Consider the following 18153-nt stretch of genomic DNA (forward strand, 5'->3'; position numbering starts at 1 on the left):
TCGAACCTCCTTCGATGAGCACCGCTGTTCTCAAGCGGCTTCGTGTCGCACGATCCAGTTCAGCCACGAGGCGTTGGTCGGGGTGAAGACCAGCTCGATGTCGTTGGCCCGGCACCACGCTTGGACCTGGTCTTTCTTGTGTGGCCCGTAGTTGTCGCAGATCAGGTAGAGCTTCCCGGTCGGGAAACGGGCCCGGAGTTGTTTGCAGAAGCCGAGGAACTCTCGCCAGCGTTTGCGGTCGCGGAACCGGTAGAACATCTGCCCGCTGCCCAGGTCCAGGGCGGCGAACATGTGCCGGATGCCGCCGGTGCGGTTGAACGTCGCCCGCAACCTGCTGGGCTGCCCGGTGGGGAACCAGCCCCGGCCTGGGCGGGGTTGCAAGTTCAGCGGCCCGAACTCGTCGGTACAGATCACCCGCCCATCAGTGGGTGGATGGTCGTAGAGGTCCAGGATCCGGGCCGTCTTCGTGGTGAATTCCGGGTCCCGGCTGGTCTTCCAGGTTTTCGTGGCCTGCCAGCCGATCCCGGCCTCACGCAAGATCCCACGGACAGTCTCGGTGCTGATGACGATCCGCTTGGCCTGTCCGAGGTATCCGACCAGCTTCGACAGGCTCCACGTCGTGAACGGGAGATTGAGGCTCTGGGGTGGGGTTTTCGCTGTCTGGCAGATGATCGCGCGGGCGGCCGGACCGAACTTAGCCGGTCGGCCGCCCCTCCATTTTGGGTTCAACCCGGCGAATCCCTGCTCGTTGAACGCCCGGATCACCTCCCGCGCGTACTGCGGCGACGCGGCGAACATCCCCGCTGCCTCCGCCGCGGACCGGCCCTGCATCGAGGCCAGCACGATCCCCGCCCGCCTCAACCGGACCCGGTCCTTCGCCGTTCTGGTGATCTTCACCAGACGCTGCGCCTGCACGGGATCCAACTCCCGCACGAACACCTCGGGCTGACGTGCCACCCACACCACCTCCAGCAGCAAGGTCAAGCCAACAGGATTACAACATCAACATTCCCGGACGAAGCACTAGCCAAGACCAACCGCTAGTGATCTCATCCGCTGTCCGCCAAGGATCGCGTCACCTCGGAACGACAACATCAACGACGCAGAAGAAACTGTCAATACCTGTGGATGAAGATCCTTTTAGGCGGCGGTGGGTGGGGCGTGCTCATCGGGGCGTTCCATGAGTTTCCCGTTCTCGAAGCGGGCCTCGGCGCGGACGAGGGCGACGAGTTCGGGTGCGTGCACTGCACGCCAGCCGACCTAGGCTGATCTTGCCAGCCGCTTCGGGAACCGTGACTCCGTAACCGGCAGGCTGCGTCTGGCTCGGTGTGTTGTGGAGGACGGCTGGTCACTGCGGCGGGCGGCGGAGCGCTTCCAGGTCGGACTGTCCGTGATCTTGGGGGTGTGGGTGATCTTGACCATGCTGGGGCGGGTGTTCCGGTGGAAGGGTTCGAGGTTGACAGGCGAGGACGCGGCGGCTGGCTCGGCCGTCAACGCGGCTGCGGTCGGGGATGATCTTGATGTGCGGGTCGCGCGGGAGTTGATCGATAAGGCCCGCGAGGATGGCGTGTCGCTGGTCGGGCCGAATGGGTTGTTGCGCCAGCTGACGAAGACGGTGCTGGAGACGGCGTTGAATGCCGAGTTGGACGATCATCTCGGGTATGAGAAAGGCGATCCGTCGGGGAAAGTTCGGGTCGAACGAGCGGAACGGGTCGTCGGCGAAAACGGTGCGTACCGATGTGGGCGAAGTACGCATTGACATGTCGAAAACTTCAGCGCTTCGCTTGAGCAGTGCTTCCCTGCTGGGAACGTGGTGATGCACGAACGGGTACGTCAGTAGGATGCTCTTCGGGAGGTCGGTCACAGAGACTGACGGGACTCCCATGAAAGGCCCATAGTAAGCATGGACCCCATGTGCACGTAGGGACATCTGCGAAGACTGGCCCCCTTGACGAGAGGCCCTGCTCTCGAATCACGTCGGCTAGTTTCTCCGAGATGTACATTAACTACTCACGGTTAGGTTCGATCTGCCGTAGAAGTCCTCACCCACAACTCTTTCGGGCCGCGCAAGGATAGATTTGAGATAAAATCCAGTCGTCGATCCGGTTCGAGTTGAAGATCGGGGAAGGCTTTTGTCAGGAGCTCCAGCACGATCCCGGCCTCCAGCCTGGCAAGTGATGCTCCCGCGCAGTAATGGATACCTTTGCCGAATGCGAGGTGACTCCCTGAGTCATTTCTGTAGATATCAAATCTTTCCGGCGTCCGGAACTTGTCCGGGTCACGACCTGCTGCCGCGAGCAGCAGAAGTATGTTTGAGTTCACGGGTATGACCTGGCCATGCAGTGAAACCGGTTTCGTAGTGACCCGCCTCCAGCTGATGACACTTGTGTCATATCGCAGTGTTTCCTCAACGGCTCCTGGCACCAAATCGCTATCTGCGCCTAGCGCTTCCCATGCCTGTCGATGCTCAAGCAGCCTGCGGACTGCATTGCTGATGAGATTCGTAGTTGTTTCGTGACCAGCAAGGCTGAGATTAAAAATCAGCGCGGCGATTTCGAGTTCGGTCAGAAGGTCCGGTTCCTCGCGGCGGATCGCAATGAGGTCGGTCGTGAGGTCATCGCCGGGAGCGGAAAATTTGCGCCGGATAAAGTCGATACAGTAATTCCAGTAGAGGCGCATGCGTTTCGCAATATCGAGCTGCTGCATATCACTGGAGAGTCCGAATAGAAAATCAAGACGATTGCCGCACCAGCTCTTGAGCATAGTAAAGTCCTGGGGCGGAAACCCGAGGAGCTTGAATATCACATAGGCCGGCACCGGATAGCTCAGCCGTGCGACGAGGTCAAAGGGCTCTGTACGCGGCAAGTCGCTGATCAACTCCGCTGCCAGAGACCGTATTGGTCTTTCCATGGTCTTGACGCGTCGAGGGGAGAATGCGCGTTGGACGATTGGGCGGATCCGGCGATGCACGTCCACGTCAGCGTTCACCAAAGTTGGAGGCTGCGGAAAGTGGTGCCCAAGCTCCCGCCGCGCCGCCTCCGAAAACGACGCAATCGGATCCAGCGAGTTCACCGCTGAGAACGTATACGGATCTTTGAGCACGGCCTCAACGTCCTCGTGCTTTGAGATGACCCATAAATTCAACTGCTCATAATAAAACAGCGGGGGGAGCTGTGCATAGTACAAGTAGGGGTCGGAGAGGTAGAATGGCGAAAAAGGGTCAAAACTATCCATTGGACAGCGCGTCATAGGTCCTTCACACCTCCTTGCTCGAGATGTCATGCCCAGGCAAGCCGGAAACGCGCCCGCCAGCATGACGCCGCTAAATGCTGTTCTTAGGGCGTGGATTCTGGTCTCGCCAGCGAGCCAGGCTATATGCAGCCGGACCTTCCCCAACTGTGCCCACGCGGTTACGCAGCAACGCTTCGGCCCGCTCCACGCGGGTCGACCAGTACCACTCGCTAATGCCAAGAACGGATAGGGAGCAGCGCACATCCTCCTAGCCTGAGCGGCGTTGTACTCTTACCAGCCCCCTGGGAGTTGTCTGGGTGCATGTCGATGGCGACGTCGCGAGGCACGCAACGTGTCTTCCGCGTCGACAACGGGGAACATGTCCTCGCCCCGACCTAGCCCGCGAGCGATCCGATCAGCCGATCCTGCTGCAGTGTCTCGGTTGGTCCGACCGGCGGTGTCGTACGATTCATCGTTGTGGTTCGATTCGCACGTTCGTCAGCCTAAGAACCGGACACGCGCCAGCGCGACTGTCAGGTGACGCTGTCGGTGTACGTCACCTGGAGCCTAGTATCGCGCCGAGGTCCGAGGTTCCCCCTGCGTGCCGGACACCTTGAGTCCAGGCAGTGGTGGCCTGGGGAAGGATGTCCTGGTGTCACGTCCGTCGAAATATCCCGAGCAGTTCCGTAAGGACGCGGTTGAGCTGGTGCGTTCCTCTGATCGCCCGTCGCGGGAGGTCGCCCGTCAGTTGGGTGTCAACCACGAGACCCTGCGTAGCTGGGCGCGGGCCGCCGATGGCGCCGAGACCAGCGAGGCCGATGAGCTGGCGTCCGGCGAGCGGGAGGAGTTGCGGACACTCGGTCGGAAGACACCAGCCGAATCGCTAAACGAGCCGCTACTCTCACCTCAGTAGTCCGGTGTTGCGACGACGGGCGACCACGGTCCCAGACCAGCAGACATAGCCAGGAAAGTGGGCACCCGACCGGTCGGGACCAAGAGTACATCGCGGGTTCAGCGTAGCTTGCGGAAGGTGGCGCGGACGTCCTCGATAACGGCTTCGGGATTCTCCCATGGCACGAAGTGACCACCGCGTTGGTGGGCTTTGATGTAGATGGGGTTGAACCAATCGCGGGTCGGACCGTTTTCGAATAAGGCGACACGAGTCTCGAGGGTCGCACCGGGCGGATAGTGATCGCCGGCGAGAAAGGTGAAGCCGGCTGCGGCCTCGATCGCCGGCGTGCGGTCGTGAGAAGGCTGCCAGGGCCAGCGGTTGGCGTTGCGGTAGGAGCGGATGGACGAGCCGATCGATTGAGTGACCCAGTAGATGGTGGCGTTGGTGAGGATGAAGTCACGGTCGAAGATATCCTCGAACACTCCGTTGCGGTCGCTCCACTTGCGCCAGCGCTGCAGTATCCAAGCCAGCATGCCTGCCGGGGAGTCGTTGAGGCCGTGGGTCAGGGTCTGGGCGTCGAGCATGTGGACGGTCACGTGGGACGCGTAGGTCTCGTAGAAGGAGAGCAGCTCGCGTCGGAGTTCGTCCGGCACGTCGTTCGGCACCTCGCCGAGGCTCCAGTAGGTCTCGCCGTTGAACATGTCGGGCAGCAGGTCTACTCCCAGATGGATGCCGTACAGGTCCTTCGCATGCTTGTGCCCGAGTTGAGCGGTGACCAGCGCGCCGTAGTCCGATCCACCCGCGGCGTACTTGTCGTGACCGAGAACGTCGGTCATCAACCGATGCCAGAGCTCGGCCATCTTCCAGTGATTCATGTCCCCCGCGGTCGGCGTGGAGAACCCGAACCCGGCCAGAGACGGCACGATGACATCGAACGCGTCAGCCGGGTCACCGCCGTAGGAGGCAGGATCCGCCAGCGGACGGATCACCTTGCTCCAGAACCAAAACGTCCACGGCCACCCGTGCGAGAGAACCAGTGGGATCGGGGCAGGCCCCTTGCCAGGCTCGCGGATGAAATGTACCGGCACACCGTCCACCTCAACGCGGTAATGGGTGAACTCGTTGATCGTGCGCTCCGCAGCCCGCCAATCAAACTCGTTGATCCAGTAGTCAACCAGATCTTTCAGGTAGGCTGTGCTGACGCCGTACACTTGGTCCTCGTTGTGCGGGTCGGCCGCCCAGCGGGTGGCCTTGAGGCGCCGTTGGAGATCGGCGAGGTCCTCGTCCGGCACCGCGATTACGAAGCGTTCCAGAGCGGTATTCTTGTCGGTCATGACACTCCAGTCCAAGAGATAAGCGGTCGTGAACAGGCGCAGTTCTGCTGCGCCTCCCAAAAAGGTGACGTTGTGGTGGCGGCACGGAGGCCTAGCTGCGGAACTCCAGCCGCGTGCGGGTCTGAACCCGCTTGCTGACGTACCAGGAGCCGTCGATCTTGACGTAGTCGACGTGATAGTGGCCCCAACCGCGCATTTGCCGAAACGGCGGGACATTTCCGGTCGCTGCCGAGTGAGCAGGGGGGTCGTCGTCACGGAAGATGAGGTCGGCCATCGCCCACACCCCATGCGCGCGGGTTGGAGATATCACGTCGACCTCCGAGGTCAGTAGCATGTGGATCGGCGTCACGTTGCCTGCGTTGACAGCTGTCAGGCTGGCGGCGATCTCCTGCCGTCCGGACATGTCGGCCACAGGTTTGCCGTCAACGTCCAGCGAAGTAAACGTCCCGTCGACCGTGAACAGGCCGGCCAATTCAGTCCAACGCTTCTCGTCGGCGTAGCGCGCGTAGCGAGCCTCTAAACGGCGGATCTCTTCCACCGCCATCAACACCTCCACATTCCCCATCGCGGCTTCTTCTTTATCACTCATTGCCGGTACCTCCTCGGCCGTCGAGCCGGTATCCACGAGTGCGTTGGACTACGAGATCCAACTTTGGCCGTCTAAAAATGGACTGTCAAGTACAATGTTGTGGGCTTGGCAAGCGTACGAGGTAACTACGGGAGGCTGGTCAGCGGCGGACGGTCCCCATGGAGGAGATGTCCGGTCATCAAACTAACGTTCGATATTGGTGGTCCCAGTGTGCCGAGGTGGGTTACTGGCGTTCGCGAGTGACCCCAGGGCCGCGGTCGTCGAGTTCTTGAGCCACGAATGAGGAGAGCGGTTTTCGGTTGACGACCTTCGGTGCACTCGGTTCCAATAGACTGGAAAGTACATTTTCGGGAGGCCTGTGTGCTCACCAAGAAGGGTGCCGCGACCCGGCAGCGGATCATCACCGCGGCGTCGGCTCAGATCCGAGAGCGTGGCGCGGTCGCGACGACCCTCGAGGACATCTGCCAGCGCAGCGGCACCGGCAAGAGCCAGTTGTTCCACTACTTCCCGGACGGCAAGGAGCAACTGTTGCTGGCGGTGGCCGAGTGGGAGGCCGACCAGGTGATCAAGGACCAGCAGCCCTACCTCGGTGACCTGACTTCGTGGACGGCGTGGCGCCGGTGGCGCGACGCCGTGGTCGAGCGGTACCGGCGGCAGGGTGTGCACTGTCCACTGGGCGTGCTGATCACCGAGATCGGCAGGCACACCCCCGCCACGCAGGCCATCACCCGGCGGCTGCTGGAGCAGTGGCAGCGTCAGGTCGAGACGGGCATCGAGCAGATGCGGGCGAGCGGCCAGATCACCCGCGAGATCGACCCGACCCGCACGGCGGGCGCGCTGATCGCCGCGATCCAAGGTGGCGTGACGATCCTGATGTCGACGGGATCCGCGGAGCACCTGGAGTCCGTGCTGGATCTTTGCCTCGACTACCTGCGCACGGGGACTCACACGGCCAGCTGACCCCGGTGTGCGGGGTGCCGCCCGATCGAGCGGCACCCCGCGGATCAGCCCTGCTTCTCGGGCACCCAATTCCGGACGACTGGGTGGTACCCGGTCGGCTTGTCCCCGAGTTTGACTCCGACGTTGACCATCCACGACTGGTATTCCGGCGTGAACATCACGTAGGGCTTGCCCGGGGGTACGGCACTGGCCGCGTCGAGTTCGGCGCGCAGTTCTGCGGGCAGTTCGAAGTCGAGCGCCGCCAGCGAGGAGCCGAGCTGCTCGGCGCTGCTCGCTCCCACGATGGCCGAGGCGATGCCGGGCTGGGTGGCGACCCAGTTGAGCGCCACCTGTGCCATCGTCACGCCCAGCTCGTCGGCCACGGTTTCCACTGTTCTCAACACCTCCCACTGCTGGTCGGTCCACGTGAACCCGACCCCGCCTTGGCCGCTGAGGCGGCCGTCACCGGTCAGGCCCTTGTCGGAGTTGCGGTACTTGCCGGTGAGGAATCCGGCGCCGAGCGGGCTCCACGCTGTGATGCCCAGTCCCAGGGTCTGCCCTGCGGGAACGTGTTCGGTCTCGATCGTCCGCTCGACGAGGGAGTAGGGCAGCTGCAGGTTGATCATCGGCACGAGCGAGTGGGTCTCGGCCAGTGTCTGGGCCCGGGCGGCGTACCAGGCCGGGACGTCGGACAGGCCGGCATAGCGGATTTTGCCTGCCTTGGTGAGGTCGTCGAAGGTGCGCAGTACCTCCTCGATGGGGGTGATGCGGTCCCAGGTGTGCAGCAGGTACAGGTCGAGGTAGTCGGTCTGCAGGCGGCGCAGCGAGGCCTCGACCGCCCGGATCATGTGCTTGCGGCCGTTGCCGCCGGCGTTTGGGTCGCCCGGGTCGACGCTGTTGGTGAACTTGGAGGTGAGCACCAGCCGATCGCGCGCCCCGGCCTCGGCGATGAGCTTGCCGAGGATCGTCTCGCTCGCGCCCGCCGTGTAGAAGTCCGCGGTGTCGATGAAGTTGCCGCCTGCCTCCACGTAGCGCCGGAAGATGGGCCGGGTTTCGTCCTCGGTCTTGCCGTACGGGGCGTGGAAACCGTCGGTGCCGAAGTTCATCGTGCCCAGCGACAGGCGGCTGACGCGCAGCCCGGAACGGCCCAGGAGGTAGTACTGGTCGAGTGCCATGAATTCATTGCTTCCCAGGTGAGTGACGAACGGAGGTTCAGCCCGCGAGCAGTTTGCGCGCGTGGTCGGGGTTGGTGTAGTCGCGCCACGCGATGATCTGGCCGTCCTGGAACTCGTAGACGGCCATGTTCCTGACCGGGGCCAGTGGCCTGCCGGGCAGTGCGAGTCCGTGGATCTGCTCGGCAATTACGACCTCGCCGTTCACCGCTTGGTGGACCACCTCGAACCGCACCTGCTCGAAGTTCGTGAAAACTCCCTTCCACAGCCGCACGACTGCCTCGCGGCCGTGCACCTCGTCGTCGCCGTAGTTGAGGAAGACGACGTCGGGGTGGAGGTAGGCGGCGAGCTCGTCGGCGTTCTTGGTGTCGAAGGCCGCCAGGAAGCGGCGGGCCAGGGTGTCGTTGTCGGTGCTCATGAAATTCAGGATGGAGAAAGAGGATTGTACCTGCAAGTACAAAAAATTCGCGCTGGAGCAGACAGTCCACTGGTTATCATCGAAAGCAGGGGGCGGTGGAACTGCTCGCTTTTCCGTTCGTCTGGGGCCGCCAGGGGCGGGTGAACCGGCGGGCGATGCGAGCTCGGCGCAGGTGTCCCGCCAGGCGTGTTCGCGGTAGACCCAGGCGTTATCGGTGAGCACCCGTTCCGACCACCACGCCGTGCCGGGCGACTGACGAGGCGGAGCCCGTCGAGCGGGTGCCGCTCTGGCGCGGGCCGTGCTGATACCGGTGGCGGTGCCGGAGCGGTGGGGGTGTGCTCGCCGACGCTCGGCTTCCCAGTTGCCGCGGCCCGCCGCCATGCTCGGATGGTCGGATTTGCAAGACGACGGTGGGCGGCGTCGTGCTTACCCTTCGCCGACGGCGGTGTCCGGCTTGCTGCGCTGTCGACTTCTGGAACGCCGTCTCTCAGAGGAGGTCGGGACGGGCCGCCAGTGATCGCATGGCCTGAAGCGGTTCGGGGTTCAGGCGCCGGGTCGCGTAGTCGATGAGTCCCAGCACGGCGTCCATCCGCGCAACCGGCTCGCCGTTCGCGTGGGCGAACAGGTGCTCGACCGTCCAGGTCTTCCCGGTGCCGTAGGCCGGTTCGACCGAGATCGTCACCTCGTCACCGAGACGGAGCTCGTTGAGGTATCGGATTCGTACGTCGAGCAGCACCGGCCCGAGTTCGTTGCCCCATCAGCGCCTCCACGGAGAGTCCCGCTCGGTGGAGGTACTCGTTTCTGGCGTGATCGGCCCACTGGTGGTGCACGACGGCGTTGACGTGCCCGTTGTAGTCCGTTTCGTACTGCCGCGGGGTCACAGTCACGGTGAACGCACTCACGTCGTTCAGCACTCCTTTCGACGGCTGCCTCGCGCGGGGCTCTGCGTCGTCGTGGTGGGCAGGATCGACCTCGCTGGCTCGGGCCGGTGCGACATCAGTGCTGGCCTCCTCGTACCGGTGGATGACCAGATCCACGGTTGTGCTGTCCAGGATCGGCCAGTCCGATCCAGACCCGGTGCGGGCCCGGAGGAAGTCCCTGGATGATGAGCGGTTCGCCGCTGCCGTCCGCCCAGTGCCACGGCGCGTCATCGACCGCGACGTGGATGTGGGCCGATGCGGGGTGAGACGTCGAGTGCGCCGGGCCCGTAGACCGGTCCGCTGCCCGCGACGATCAGGCGACGGACGAGGTCGTGTTGGTCGAGCGCGACGAGCTGGGCGACAGACCCGCCGAGGAGCCGCAGCGGCCGAGCAGGTCGGTGTGTCGCTGAGCTGTGTGTTGGTGTGGTTTCGTCGAGGGTGGCCGGGTGGATTTCATCGAAGAGCCGATATCTCGGCGCTATCTGCCCCAAGACGATCGAGATCGCTGATGGTCTGGCCCCGGCGAGGCGGTGAAGACGATCGTGGCGCGGATCGCGAAGAACTACCAGACGGTCTATCGGGGAGATCGGGCGCAACCGCAAGCCCGACGGGCGGTATCAGCCGTGGTATGCGCACAATCAGCCTCACCTGCGCCGTCGACGTCCCAAGCCTCAACGGTCCGCCCTCGAGGTCGAGTTGCGTATGGTCGTGGCCGCGAAGCTCGCCCAGCGTTGGTCGCCGGGCCAGATCAGCCGGTGGCTGTGGCGACACCGCCGTCGATATGGCAAATCTGAGCACAGGCCGAACTACCGGCACTGGCAAGGTCGCGGTCGGTCCCGCGATAGCGCGTCGAAGCAGTCGACGAAGATGCGTTCGATCCACGCCAGCTGGTGAGCGTGTGGTCGCGTCAGCAGGCAGGGGCGGGAAGGGGACACCGCCAGCGGCCAGGCGTTGGGCCTCCGCAGTTCCTGCGAAAACGCGGCTCCTGTCGGCGGCACGTGAATACTGGATCCATGATCCAGCTGCCGTTGACAGCTCCGAGGCTCGGTGGCGCGTCGATGCACCGGATCGTTGCCCGACAGGAGCTCACTCCGCGGCCACCAGCGCCGTGCGCTACCCGCACGTCGCCCGTGTTCGTCCGCCGCGGCGGGCAGTCTTCGCACGGCCGGACCTTTTCGAATGCGCGCGGTGGCAGACCACGGCCAGCCGGGAGCGAGGCATGCAGCCTGCGAAGTCAAGCCGGGTCCGCGTGGTCGACCTCGGTCAGTTGGGCCAACCGTTTCCGCAACGCCTTCTTCATCGGCTTGGACGGCGGGCTTCCGCTGGTGGCCTTGCACAGCCAGAGTCCGCTGGCGGCCATTCGGACCAGCAACAGCTCAATGTCGGCACGTTCGGCGGAGGTGGGCATAGGTGCCCAACGGTTCATCAGGTCGTTCCACACCTGGGCCAGCTGCGGGTGGTTGGCGGATTCGACCATGAACGCGAGGTCCGCTTTGGTGGCTACGTCATCGGCACAGACCTGTGCGTAGGCGGCGGTGGATTCTCGGACGGATGCCTCGGCCAGCGGCTTGCCCAACGCGGCGGTCAGGCGTTCCTCCCACGCGGCGGCCAGGTGCTGCTGGATCGCCATCAGCAGCTCGTCGCGGGTGTGGAAGTGGTACAGCAACCCGCCCTTGGTGACCCCAGCCTCCTCGGCTGTCGACTCCAGCGTCAGGCCGGTGATGCCCGCACGCTCCGTCACTCGGATCGCGGCGTCCAGGATCAGGTTCCTCGAACTCGGTCGCATACCTGAACTGTACCTTCCAGAAGGTACAGTTCAGGTATGCTGAAAGGCTGGGACGCCGGGATTCCTGCGGATGGGTGCCGGTCAGACCACGCGGAAGATCCCCATCATGGCCATGTCCTCGTGTTCCAGGTTGTGGCAGTGGAACATGTACCGGCCGCGGAAGCCGTCGAACCGGGCCAGCACGTCCACGGTCTCGTACGGATGCACGTCCACGGTGTCCTTCCAGCCCTGCTCGCCCAGGTAGGGCGGTCGGCCGTCGCGGGCCAGTACTTGGAAGTGCGCCAAGTGCAGGTGCACCGGGTGGTGGAAATCGCTGGTGAACCGCCACCGCTCGACCGTGCCCAGCCGCGGCGCGGCCAGGTCGCGTTCGGTCGAGAAGGGGTGACCGTTGATCGTCCACACATGTCCGCTGACGGACGGGTGGGTCAGCCGGAAGTCGAAGGTCCGCATGGTGGCCGCGTGCGCGGCCGTCAGCGGTTCGATGTCGGCCAAGCGCTCGGGCACGCGGGAGGCATCCGGCGCCCGGCGGGTCACACGGAACCGCATCACCTCGCGCATTCGTCCCTCCCCGAGGGTGTTGACCAGCCGGATGGCGGTGCCCGGCTGCCAACGGGAGAAGTCGAGGACGACCTCCGCTCGCTCACCCGGTGCCAGAGCCACTTCTTCCAGTGTCACTGGCCCGGCGAGCAGCCCACCATCGCTGGCGATCTGCACCAACGGTCCGCCCGGCTCCAGCTTCAGGCGGTAGCGGCGGGCGTTGGAGGCGTTCAGCAGCCGGAAGCGGTAGCGCACGGCGTCGACTTCCAGCTCCGGCCACGGCGCGCCGTTGACCAGCATGACATCGCCCAACACCCCGTTCATGTAGCGCTCTTCCACGCCCGGCTGCCCCCGCAACGACGGGTCCAGTGAGGGATAACGGAAGGAGCCGTCCCCCTCGAACGCCCGGTCGCAGAGCATCAGGGGGATGTCCCGCTCGCCCGCAGGCAGCGGCAGGTTCTCCTCCGCGTCGTCGCGCACCAGGAAGAAGCCAGCCAGGCCGCGCCACACCTGCGGCGCGCTGAAGTCCATGCGGTGGTCGTGATACCAGAGCGTGGCGGCGGGTTGGTCCAGCGGGTACGTGTACTGCTTGACCTGGTCGGACATCCTCCAGGCATCCGCCGCCACGTGCATGCCGCCGTGGCCTGCGTGATGCCCCGCGGCCCCGGCCGGTTCGCGCCCCCAGCCCCGGGGTACGACGAGGTCGGTCGGGCCGCCGTCGGAGTCCGGCGGGGTTACCCCGCCGTGCAGGTGCGTCGAGGTGGGTGCTGGCAGCTCATTGCGCACCGTCACCACCGCCCCGCGGCCCGAGCGGCCCACGAACGTCGGCCCCGGCACCATCCCGTCGAATCCCCACACCTCGGTGCGCAGCCCGGGCAGGATCTCCGCCGACACCGCCCGCTGCACCACCTCGTACCGGTCCATACCGCCCGCCGTGCTCACCGGCCGGGCGAGCGGGGGTATCGGCAGCGGCGCGCGAAAAGGTTCCGGGAGCAGGACGGCGCTGGTCAGCACCTGCAGCACGTTCTGCCGGCTGGTGATATCGGTGGTCACCGGGCCGGTCACCGCGACTACCGCGGTGCCACCCGCCACGCCCAGGAACTCACGGCGACTCAGCCTTCGCGCACCGCTCACCGCACCTCTCCCGCCGGAACCTCATCGGCGACTTGAGCCGGGCGGGGGCGGGTCTCGGTCAGCACGGCCAGGAAGACGAACATCCCCAGCGCCGCCGACGTCACGCCCAAGGTGATGTGCGCGGCCACCAGACGAGCCATCCCCAGACCGAGCTGCCCGGCCGCCACCGCCAGGGCGAGCCCGCACAGCCAGATCAGCCGCCAGGTGACCGGGTACCCCGACTGCCTGCGCGCGCGGAGGTCCAGCACCGCGATCAGCAGTTGCACCAGCGCGATCGCCACGAACACTTCCCCGTTGATGCGGTGAACCGCGACCAGAGCCGCGTCACCGGTCACGAACAGGCCGGCCAACATGCTCTGGCCCAGTGGTATCGACAGGTACAGCGCCGCTGTCACCCGCAGCGCCCAGGTCGTCCATGGGACCGCTCCGGCGGCCTTCCCCGGCACGAAAACACCTCCCTCATCCGAACCCCGCCCTCCGGTGCCAGGCTGAACAGCCCGAACCGTGACCGATGCCGGGGACACCTCGACTGGGCATGCCCGCGGCCAGCGCAGGTCACATCGAGAGCACCGACCATCCGTCGTTTCGACCGCAGCAAGCTATAACTATACCATCCGGACGGTATAGTTACGAACTGCCGGGTCGAAAAGCAAGCCACTCTGGACAGCCCGCTCCGCGTCTCACGCAGTAGTCACCGGAGAGCGACGTGCGGCGAAAGTCGTATGCATCGTTTGGGCTGGGGACCGCTGGAAAAGGACCCGCACTGCGGGCACTTCGCCGACGGCCACCAGTGCCCTGTGGCACAACCTCGCCGAGGCCGTCGGCAAGGAAGTCGCCGCCCACAGCGTGTGTTGGGGCAAGACCGGCCCGCCACCACGCGAGGGCAAGCGGCCGCCATGGCCCGTGAACGCTGGCGGCAGGTTCATGATCTGCTCGATCGCGGCGTCGAACTACTCGAGATCTCCCGCCGGTTGAACATGGCGCTGAACACGGTCAAGCGTTACGCCCGCGTAGACCAACCCGAACGATTGGTCCAGGCCCCGCAGTACCGGCCCACCCTTGTCGACCCGTTCCGCGACCACCTGCGCCGCCGTGAGGAAGACCCGGCCGTGCCCGTCCTGCAGTTACTCAAGGAGATCACCGAGCTCGGCTACACCGGAAGCCAGAACCTGTTGTATCGCTACATCACGCAAGGGCGCGTCGAATCCGACCGGCCCGCGATCTCGCCCAGGCCGCTTACCCGCTACTTGCTCACTCACCCGGACAAACTCAAGGACCATCAGTGGGAGCGGATCGAGCCTGCGATGCGCCGTTGCCTGGCCCCCAGCCAGGACCCGTGCGATGGTAGTCCACTTCCAAGCTCATAGGCTTCCGCATGAGGTCCGAGGTTTTCGATGGGCGTGACCTGTCCGGCGGATCATCGCGACACCCTTCCCGCCGACGCCAGATCCCAGCGTTGGCACGCCGCGAATAGATACTTGAGTCGTAGCGACCGGCTGACGTTGCCCACGAGCAACCAAAACCAGCACCTACCGAGTGAGGACGTTGGGAACAACACGCATCTATCCGCGTACAGCGCCAACCGTCACCAACGAGCGCGCAGCGGTTCGCATCACTGAAGCGCCCAGGTCGAGCCAGTCGTAACCGCGCGGTGCGCCGGGGCGGACGTGCAGCTCACAGGAGGTCCCCGGCCCGGAACGGGCCGCCCGCGTAGGCGATGGCTTTCTCGCGGAAGATGTCGAGGATGTCGACCTCGACGTAGGCCGGGGCGAGACCGGGAAACCGCGTCCGTGCCGCGATCGGCGCGTTCCACCCGGTGCGGTTGTTGTCGTAGTTCCAGGTCGCCGTGGGAACCAGCTGGGATCCGGGTCGGCGTCGCGGTCGTCCAGCATCGGGAAGACCAATATCTGCCGGGCGACGTCGATTCCGCGGTCGCGTGCCCGGATCACCGCTCCGGCGGCGATGTCTGCCGTTGTCTCAGAGCAGATGGACCCGGATGTCCGCAGCCACCGCCTCGGGCTGCTGCTGGAGAACGCGAAGCAAGGGCATGGTCGCTTCCCTGCGGGCGGCGAACTCGACGGGATCGACCGGGTGGGTGGACTACGCGCCCGCACGCTGGTGCTGACTGGTGCTCTCGACACCCGGGACATCCACGATGTGGCGGATCTGTTGGAGCGCTCGGGCCAGAGCGTGCGCCCGGGTGTCGTTCAACGGTGCCGGGCACCAGGTCGCCCAGGAGCGACCGCGGGAGTTCGGCGAACTGCTCGCCGGATTCCTACGCGATCGTTTGATCGGCTGGACCCGTGGAAACCGCCCGCTGGTCCGCCGGACCCGGCGCCCAGTAATGCCGCGCGCCGAAGGGAACCCCACCGAAGCACGACGTGGTGTCGGCGCTCGCGTCCCCATTTGGTGGCCGTGTCCATAGAGGACTATACGATGGCAAAGTCGATGAAGCTTCCAGCAGCCGCCGGAGGTGGCTGCTGGATTTTGACGGGGCGCATCGCTCTTTCGGCTTCGTTGTTGGTGAACGGTACCGACAGGTCGGTGGTCAACCGCAGGATCATGTCCTCGAACCGGCGGAACCTGGTGACGCCAGAAGACTGGCGACGCGTTCCGCCAACGCGCGCGATGTGATCTGCGTGCCGAACTCCCTGCGTGGACGTTCCACAACAATCCCGAGGGCCGCACGGTAGCCGAGCACTGCGTGTTCGGGTGTGTAATGGGAAGACCGTTGGCGTCACGGACCGTCTTTCCACTGCTGCTGCGGAGGTTGGTCTTCGCGGGGCGTTGCGTTTCGGCATGATTCAGCGCAGTCGCATCGGCGGTCGGATGAGATAAGTCCCTGCTCGCCATATCCATTCCAATGGGCCGTAGGCGAAACGAGAAAGCCACCAGTTGCAGAAGACGAGTTGGAGAATCAAGATCGGAGCACAGAGCAGGAGGAGCAGCGAGTAGGGGATCGTCGTGACGGATGCGAGAGCGGTTACGCCCGTGATACCGAAGACCCCGTGGGTGACGTAGCTGGTCAGCGCCATCCGCCCGTAGCGCTGCAATGGGAGCAGTCGTGTGTGCAGCCGCGACGAACGCAGCAGTAGCACCAGGCCCGACAAGTACGCGACCGCGGGAACGATGGCGAGGTTTCCGTTTATCGCGTTGATCAAGCTGGTGTTGGACAGCGACAGTGCCCACGCCCAGAGAGCGACCGTGCCGACTGCCGCGACGGCGAACAGGACGCGCACCGCCGGAATCCGGCGCTCGTCGGTCAACAGACCCGCCCGGAATGCCCAGCAACCGAGGAACGTGTGTCCCAGCGATTGGGCTACGACCCAGGCACTGAGCACGGGAACCATCTCGATACCGGTAGCGGCATGGTGGTTGATCACGGCGACCAAGACGGAAGCGAGGTTACCGCCGCATGCGACCACCAAGCCGATGATCAGCAGAACCCACTGCGGAGTACGGAAGAACAACGCGAGCAGGGTTCCGTTGACCGCGTAGAAAATCAACACGTCAGGGGCGTGCAGCAAAATCAGGTTGACCGCGCCGAACGCCACGAGGACGGCCATCCGGCGCAGGTACGGCCGCCACACCTTGCCCCGAAGGGACATGTTCTCGTACAGGATCGCAGCGCTGACCCCGAACAAGAAGGCGAAGATGAAATGGAACTTGTCCAACACCAGCAAGCCGACCACGCGATCGCTCCACACGTCCAACGGGGAGACGATCGCAGGGGGCTGGTGACTTTGATTCGCGTAGTAGGACCCGATATTGACGAAGAGAATCGCCATGACCGCGATCGCACGGATGATGTCGATGGACTCAATCCGCTGCTTGACCGGCCCGTTGAACCCAGCGCCCGACGTGGGCCCTTGGGGCGTCGCGTCAACGTTCAACAGAATCCCCTTACTTTTTCGGGTAGCCCGATTTCTCTAGTTGCACAGCCTCGGACATACGACGGCGGTGCCCCACGAGGCGCACAGGCACCTGCGTCTCCGCAGATGGTGACCTGATCCATGTCGCTGCGGCGGAAGAAGCGCAGGCGGAGAAGTCGACCCATGGGGAAGAACGAAATGCCCAGTCTCGGTCTCTCACGAAGCGGACCAGCTTCTCGGGCAGGCGATGCGTGGCACCCCTTCCTCGGCGTTTTCCCTTGGCCTTCGTCGCGTTTGGCTGCGCTTTGGGTGACGCCCGCTCGGCGGCCGTCGCGCGACGACGCTGGGTACCACGAGTCACTGGTGCGATACGCGTCAGGCCGGAGTTCGTGCGCTCTGCTTTCGCTCCGATGAGCAACCACTGGATAGCGGGCCGAGAAACGGCACGCAGAAGGCGAAGATGATCCAAATTACCTTCATCCCGCTGCTTTGGCTGTTACCGAGAATGCTGACAAGCGTGCAGGAAAAGAAGCCGACGTAGGCCAAGGCGACAAGACCGGCCAGGACGATGGTCGAAATCGCCCAAGCCCGCTCGGCGACACGGCCGGCTGCGGACACATGGTCATTGGAGCATTCCTTTGCGATGGGAGCTGGCGTTCGGGGGCGGTTGTCCGCCCCTCTCGGTATTGATCAGTTTGCCGTCGTCCGAGCCTGCGCACATCAGCCCCGCAGTTCGTCTCGGGGTATACCGAAGTCGTAGTCCCGTCAGCCTGGAGACTGAGCAGAGGAGTCGACAGTGATCTCAGAGGCTGATCTTCGACAGGCAAGAGACCGGCTCGGCAACAAGTGGCAGAGCATGAAGCAGCGCAAGGATAGTTCGCGTCGTGGGCGTGGGTATGCCCCGCTTCACGCCCAGTATCACCACCGGGCCGAGCAGCGCCTCGTGTTCCAAAGGACGGCCTGCCTGCCGGTCTTGCAGCATCGAGGTCGTTGCCCCTGGCGAGAGCGTGCCCATCCACTCCAGGATCGAGCGCGCCCGCTCCTCCGTCAGCGCGACACCTTCGGCTCTCGCCACCGCGACCGCTTCATCGGCTAGCTCGATCGCGAGAGACCGCACGTTCAGATCACCGAGCATTTCCAACCGACGTCCAGTCAGAGCGGTGACATGTACGGACAGAACACCCAATCATCCAAGCTGGACAGTCAAGCCTTCCAATCCGAACTCCCACGAATCGCGATCGCCAGGTGCTGACCATGTCTCTCGACACACCAAGCTTGGCGGCCACCGCCGTGTTCGACCCGCCTTCTGCGCACGTCAACACAATCCGC

General features: G+C 64.6%; 20 protein-coding genes and 2 pseudogenes. 5 read left to right on the forward strand and 17 right to left on the reverse strand.

The annotated features are described in order from the left end of the window. Positions 1 to 30 precede the first annotated feature (30 nt). A complete protein-coding gene (locus MOQ72_RS36660) occupies positions 31 to 984 on the reverse strand; it encodes an IS630 family transposase (protein ID WP_242190437.1) in 954 nt (317 codons plus the stop codon). A gap of 144 nt (positions 985 to 1128) precedes the next feature. Between MOQ72_RS36660 and MOQ72_RS36665 the strand changes: the two genes are divergently transcribed. Both MOQ72_RS36665 and MOQ72_RS45880 read left to right on the forward strand, forming a co-directional pair. Next, on the forward strand, positions 1129 to 1269 hold the full coding sequence (locus tag MOQ72_RS36665) for a hypothetical protein (protein ID WP_242190440.1): 141 nt from the start codon (positions 1129 to 1131) through the stop codon (positions 1267 to 1269). A gap of 151 nt (positions 1270 to 1420) precedes the next feature. Continuing rightward, a complete protein-coding gene (locus tag MOQ72_RS45880; RefSeq protein WP_372495628.1) occupies positions 1421 to 1759 on the forward strand; it encodes a transposase in 339 nt (112 codons plus the stop codon). Between the two features lie 257 nt (positions 1760 to 2016). Here MOQ72_RS45880 and MOQ72_RS36675 read toward each other — a convergent pair whose 3' ends face one another. Next, positions 2017 to 3249, reverse strand: coding sequence for a cytochrome P450 (locus MOQ72_RS36675; RefSeq protein WP_242190442.1), 1233 nt, complete (start codon positions 3247 to 3249; stop codon positions 2017 to 2019). A 634-nt stretch (positions 3250 to 3883) separates the two neighbouring features. On the opposite strand from MOQ72_RS36675, the gene MOQ72_RS36680 reads away from it, so the two are divergent. After that, a complete protein-coding gene (locus MOQ72_RS36680; protein ID WP_242190445.1) occupies positions 3884 to 4144 on the forward strand; it encodes a transposase in 261 nt (86 codons plus the stop codon). Between the two features lie 98 nt (positions 4145 to 4242). Here the strand turns inward: MOQ72_RS36680 and MOQ72_RS36685 are convergent, their stop codons facing one another. Together MOQ72_RS36685 and MOQ72_RS36690 are read right to left on the reverse strand one after the other, a co-directional pair. After that, on the reverse strand, positions 4243 to 5457 hold the full coding sequence (locus tag MOQ72_RS36685) for an epoxide hydrolase family protein (RefSeq protein ID WP_242190447.1): 1215 nt from the start codon (positions 5455 to 5457) through the stop codon (positions 4243 to 4245). 91 nt (positions 5458 to 5548) lie between these two features. Further along, positions 5549 to 6046: a nuclear transport factor 2 family protein gene (locus MOQ72_RS36690; RefSeq protein WP_242190449.1), complete on the reverse strand. Its 498-nt coding sequence runs from the start codon at positions 6044 to 6046 to the stop codon at positions 5549 to 5551. A gap of 360 nt (positions 6047 to 6406) precedes the next feature. On the opposite strand from MOQ72_RS36690, the gene MOQ72_RS36695 reads away from it, so the two are divergent. Continuing rightward, positions 6407 to 7006, forward strand: a complete 600-nt coding sequence (locus MOQ72_RS36695; protein ID WP_242190451.1) for a TetR/AcrR family transcriptional regulator — start codon at positions 6407 to 6409, stop codon at positions 7004 to 7006. A gap of 44 nt (positions 7007 to 7050) precedes the next feature. On the opposite strand, the gene MOQ72_RS36700 is transcribed toward MOQ72_RS36695, so the two are convergent. The 8 genes and pseudogenes from MOQ72_RS36700 to MOQ72_RS36735 form a co-directional block, all read right to left on the reverse strand. Continuing rightward, positions 7051 to 8160 (reverse strand): aldo/keto reductase, encoded by a 1110-nt coding sequence (locus tag MOQ72_RS36700; protein WP_242190453.1) that lies wholly within the window; start codon positions 8158 to 8160, stop codon positions 7051 to 7053. Positions 8161 to 8197: 37 nt separating this feature from the next. Then, the gene (locus tag MOQ72_RS36705) at positions 8198 to 8575 is read right to left on the reverse strand and encodes a nuclear transport factor 2 family protein (RefSeq protein WP_242190455.1); all 378 of its coding nucleotides are present in this window, start codon (positions 8573 to 8575) and stop codon (positions 8198 to 8200) included. Between the two features lie 83 nt (positions 8576 to 8658). Next, positions 8659 to 8824, reverse strand: a pseudogene (locus MOQ72_RS36710) (IS481 family transposase); the annotation flags it as partial. 238 nt (positions 8825 to 9062) lie between these two features. Next, positions 9063 to 9311 carry an acyl-CoA thioesterase gene (locus MOQ72_RS36715; protein WP_242190456.1) on the reverse strand — a complete coding sequence of 83 codons (249 nt, stop codon included), beginning with the start codon at positions 9309 to 9311 and terminating at the stop codon, positions 9063 to 9065. A 260-nt stretch (positions 9312 to 9571) separates the two neighbouring features. Then, a complete protein-coding gene (locus MOQ72_RS36720; protein WP_242190475.1) occupies positions 9572 to 9742 on the reverse strand; it encodes a DUF6130 family protein in 171 nt (56 codons plus the stop codon). A gap of 987 nt (positions 9743 to 10729) precedes the next feature. Beyond that, positions 10730 to 11281, reverse strand: a complete 552-nt coding sequence (locus tag MOQ72_RS36725) for a TetR/AcrR family transcriptional regulator (RefSeq protein WP_242190458.1) — start codon at positions 11279 to 11281, stop codon at positions 10730 to 10732. An 81-nt stretch (positions 11282 to 11362) separates the two neighbouring features. Next, complete coding sequence (locus tag MOQ72_RS36730) at positions 11363 to 12952, reverse strand: multicopper oxidase family protein (RefSeq protein ID WP_242190460.1); 1590 nt, start codon at positions 12950 to 12952, stop codon at positions 11363 to 11365. After that, positions 12949 to 13398 (reverse strand): hypothetical protein, encoded by a 450-nt coding sequence (locus tag MOQ72_RS36735; protein WP_242190461.1) that lies wholly within the window; start codon positions 13396 to 13398, stop codon positions 12949 to 12951. Before MOQ72_RS36735 ends, MOQ72_RS36730 begins: the two co-directional genes overlap by 4 nt. Positions 13399 to 13848: 450 nt before the next feature. On the opposite strand from MOQ72_RS36735, the gene MOQ72_RS36740 reads away from it, so the two are divergent. Further along, positions 13849 to 14319 carry a hypothetical protein gene (locus MOQ72_RS36740; RefSeq protein ID WP_242190463.1) on the forward strand — a complete coding sequence of 157 codons (471 nt, stop codon included), beginning with the start codon at positions 13849 to 13851 and terminating at the stop codon, positions 14317 to 14319. 1065 nt (positions 14320 to 15384) lie between these two features. Here MOQ72_RS36740 and MOQ72_RS45885 read toward each other — a convergent pair. The 5 genes and pseudogenes from MOQ72_RS45885 to MOQ72_RS36765 form a co-directional block, all read right to left on the reverse strand. After that, positions 15385 to 15543 (reverse strand): annotated as a pseudogene (locus MOQ72_RS45885) (IS66 family transposase); the annotation flags it as partial. Between the two features lie 213 nt (positions 15544 to 15756). Next, a complete protein-coding gene (locus MOQ72_RS36750) occupies positions 15757 to 16845 on the reverse strand; it encodes a DUF418 domain-containing protein (protein ID WP_242190467.1) in 1089 nt (362 codons plus the stop codon). Between the two features lie 354 nt (positions 16846 to 17199). Continuing rightward, positions 17200 to 17442: a PLDc N-terminal domain-containing protein gene (locus MOQ72_RS36755; RefSeq protein WP_242190470.1), complete on the reverse strand. Its 243-nt coding sequence runs from the start codon at positions 17440 to 17442 to the stop codon at positions 17200 to 17202. Between the two features lie 184 nt (positions 17443 to 17626). Next, entirely contained in the window at positions 17627 to 18010 is a 384-nt protein-coding gene (locus MOQ72_RS36760; protein WP_277955237.1) for a ketopantoate reductase family protein, read from the reverse strand. Then, the gene (locus MOQ72_RS36765) at positions 17949 to 18146 is read right to left on the reverse strand and encodes a helix-turn-helix domain-containing protein (RefSeq protein ID WP_308198045.1); all 198 of its coding nucleotides are present in this window, start codon (positions 18144 to 18146) and stop codon (positions 17949 to 17951) included. Before MOQ72_RS36765 ends, MOQ72_RS36760 begins: the two co-directional genes overlap by 62 nt. Between the last annotated feature and the right edge of the window lie 7 nt (positions 18147 to 18153).

The organism is Saccharopolyspora soli, assembly GCF_022678645.1.
Classification (GTDB): domain Bacteria; phylum Actinomycetota; class Actinomycetes; order Mycobacteriales; family Pseudonocardiaceae; genus Saccharopolyspora; species Saccharopolyspora soli.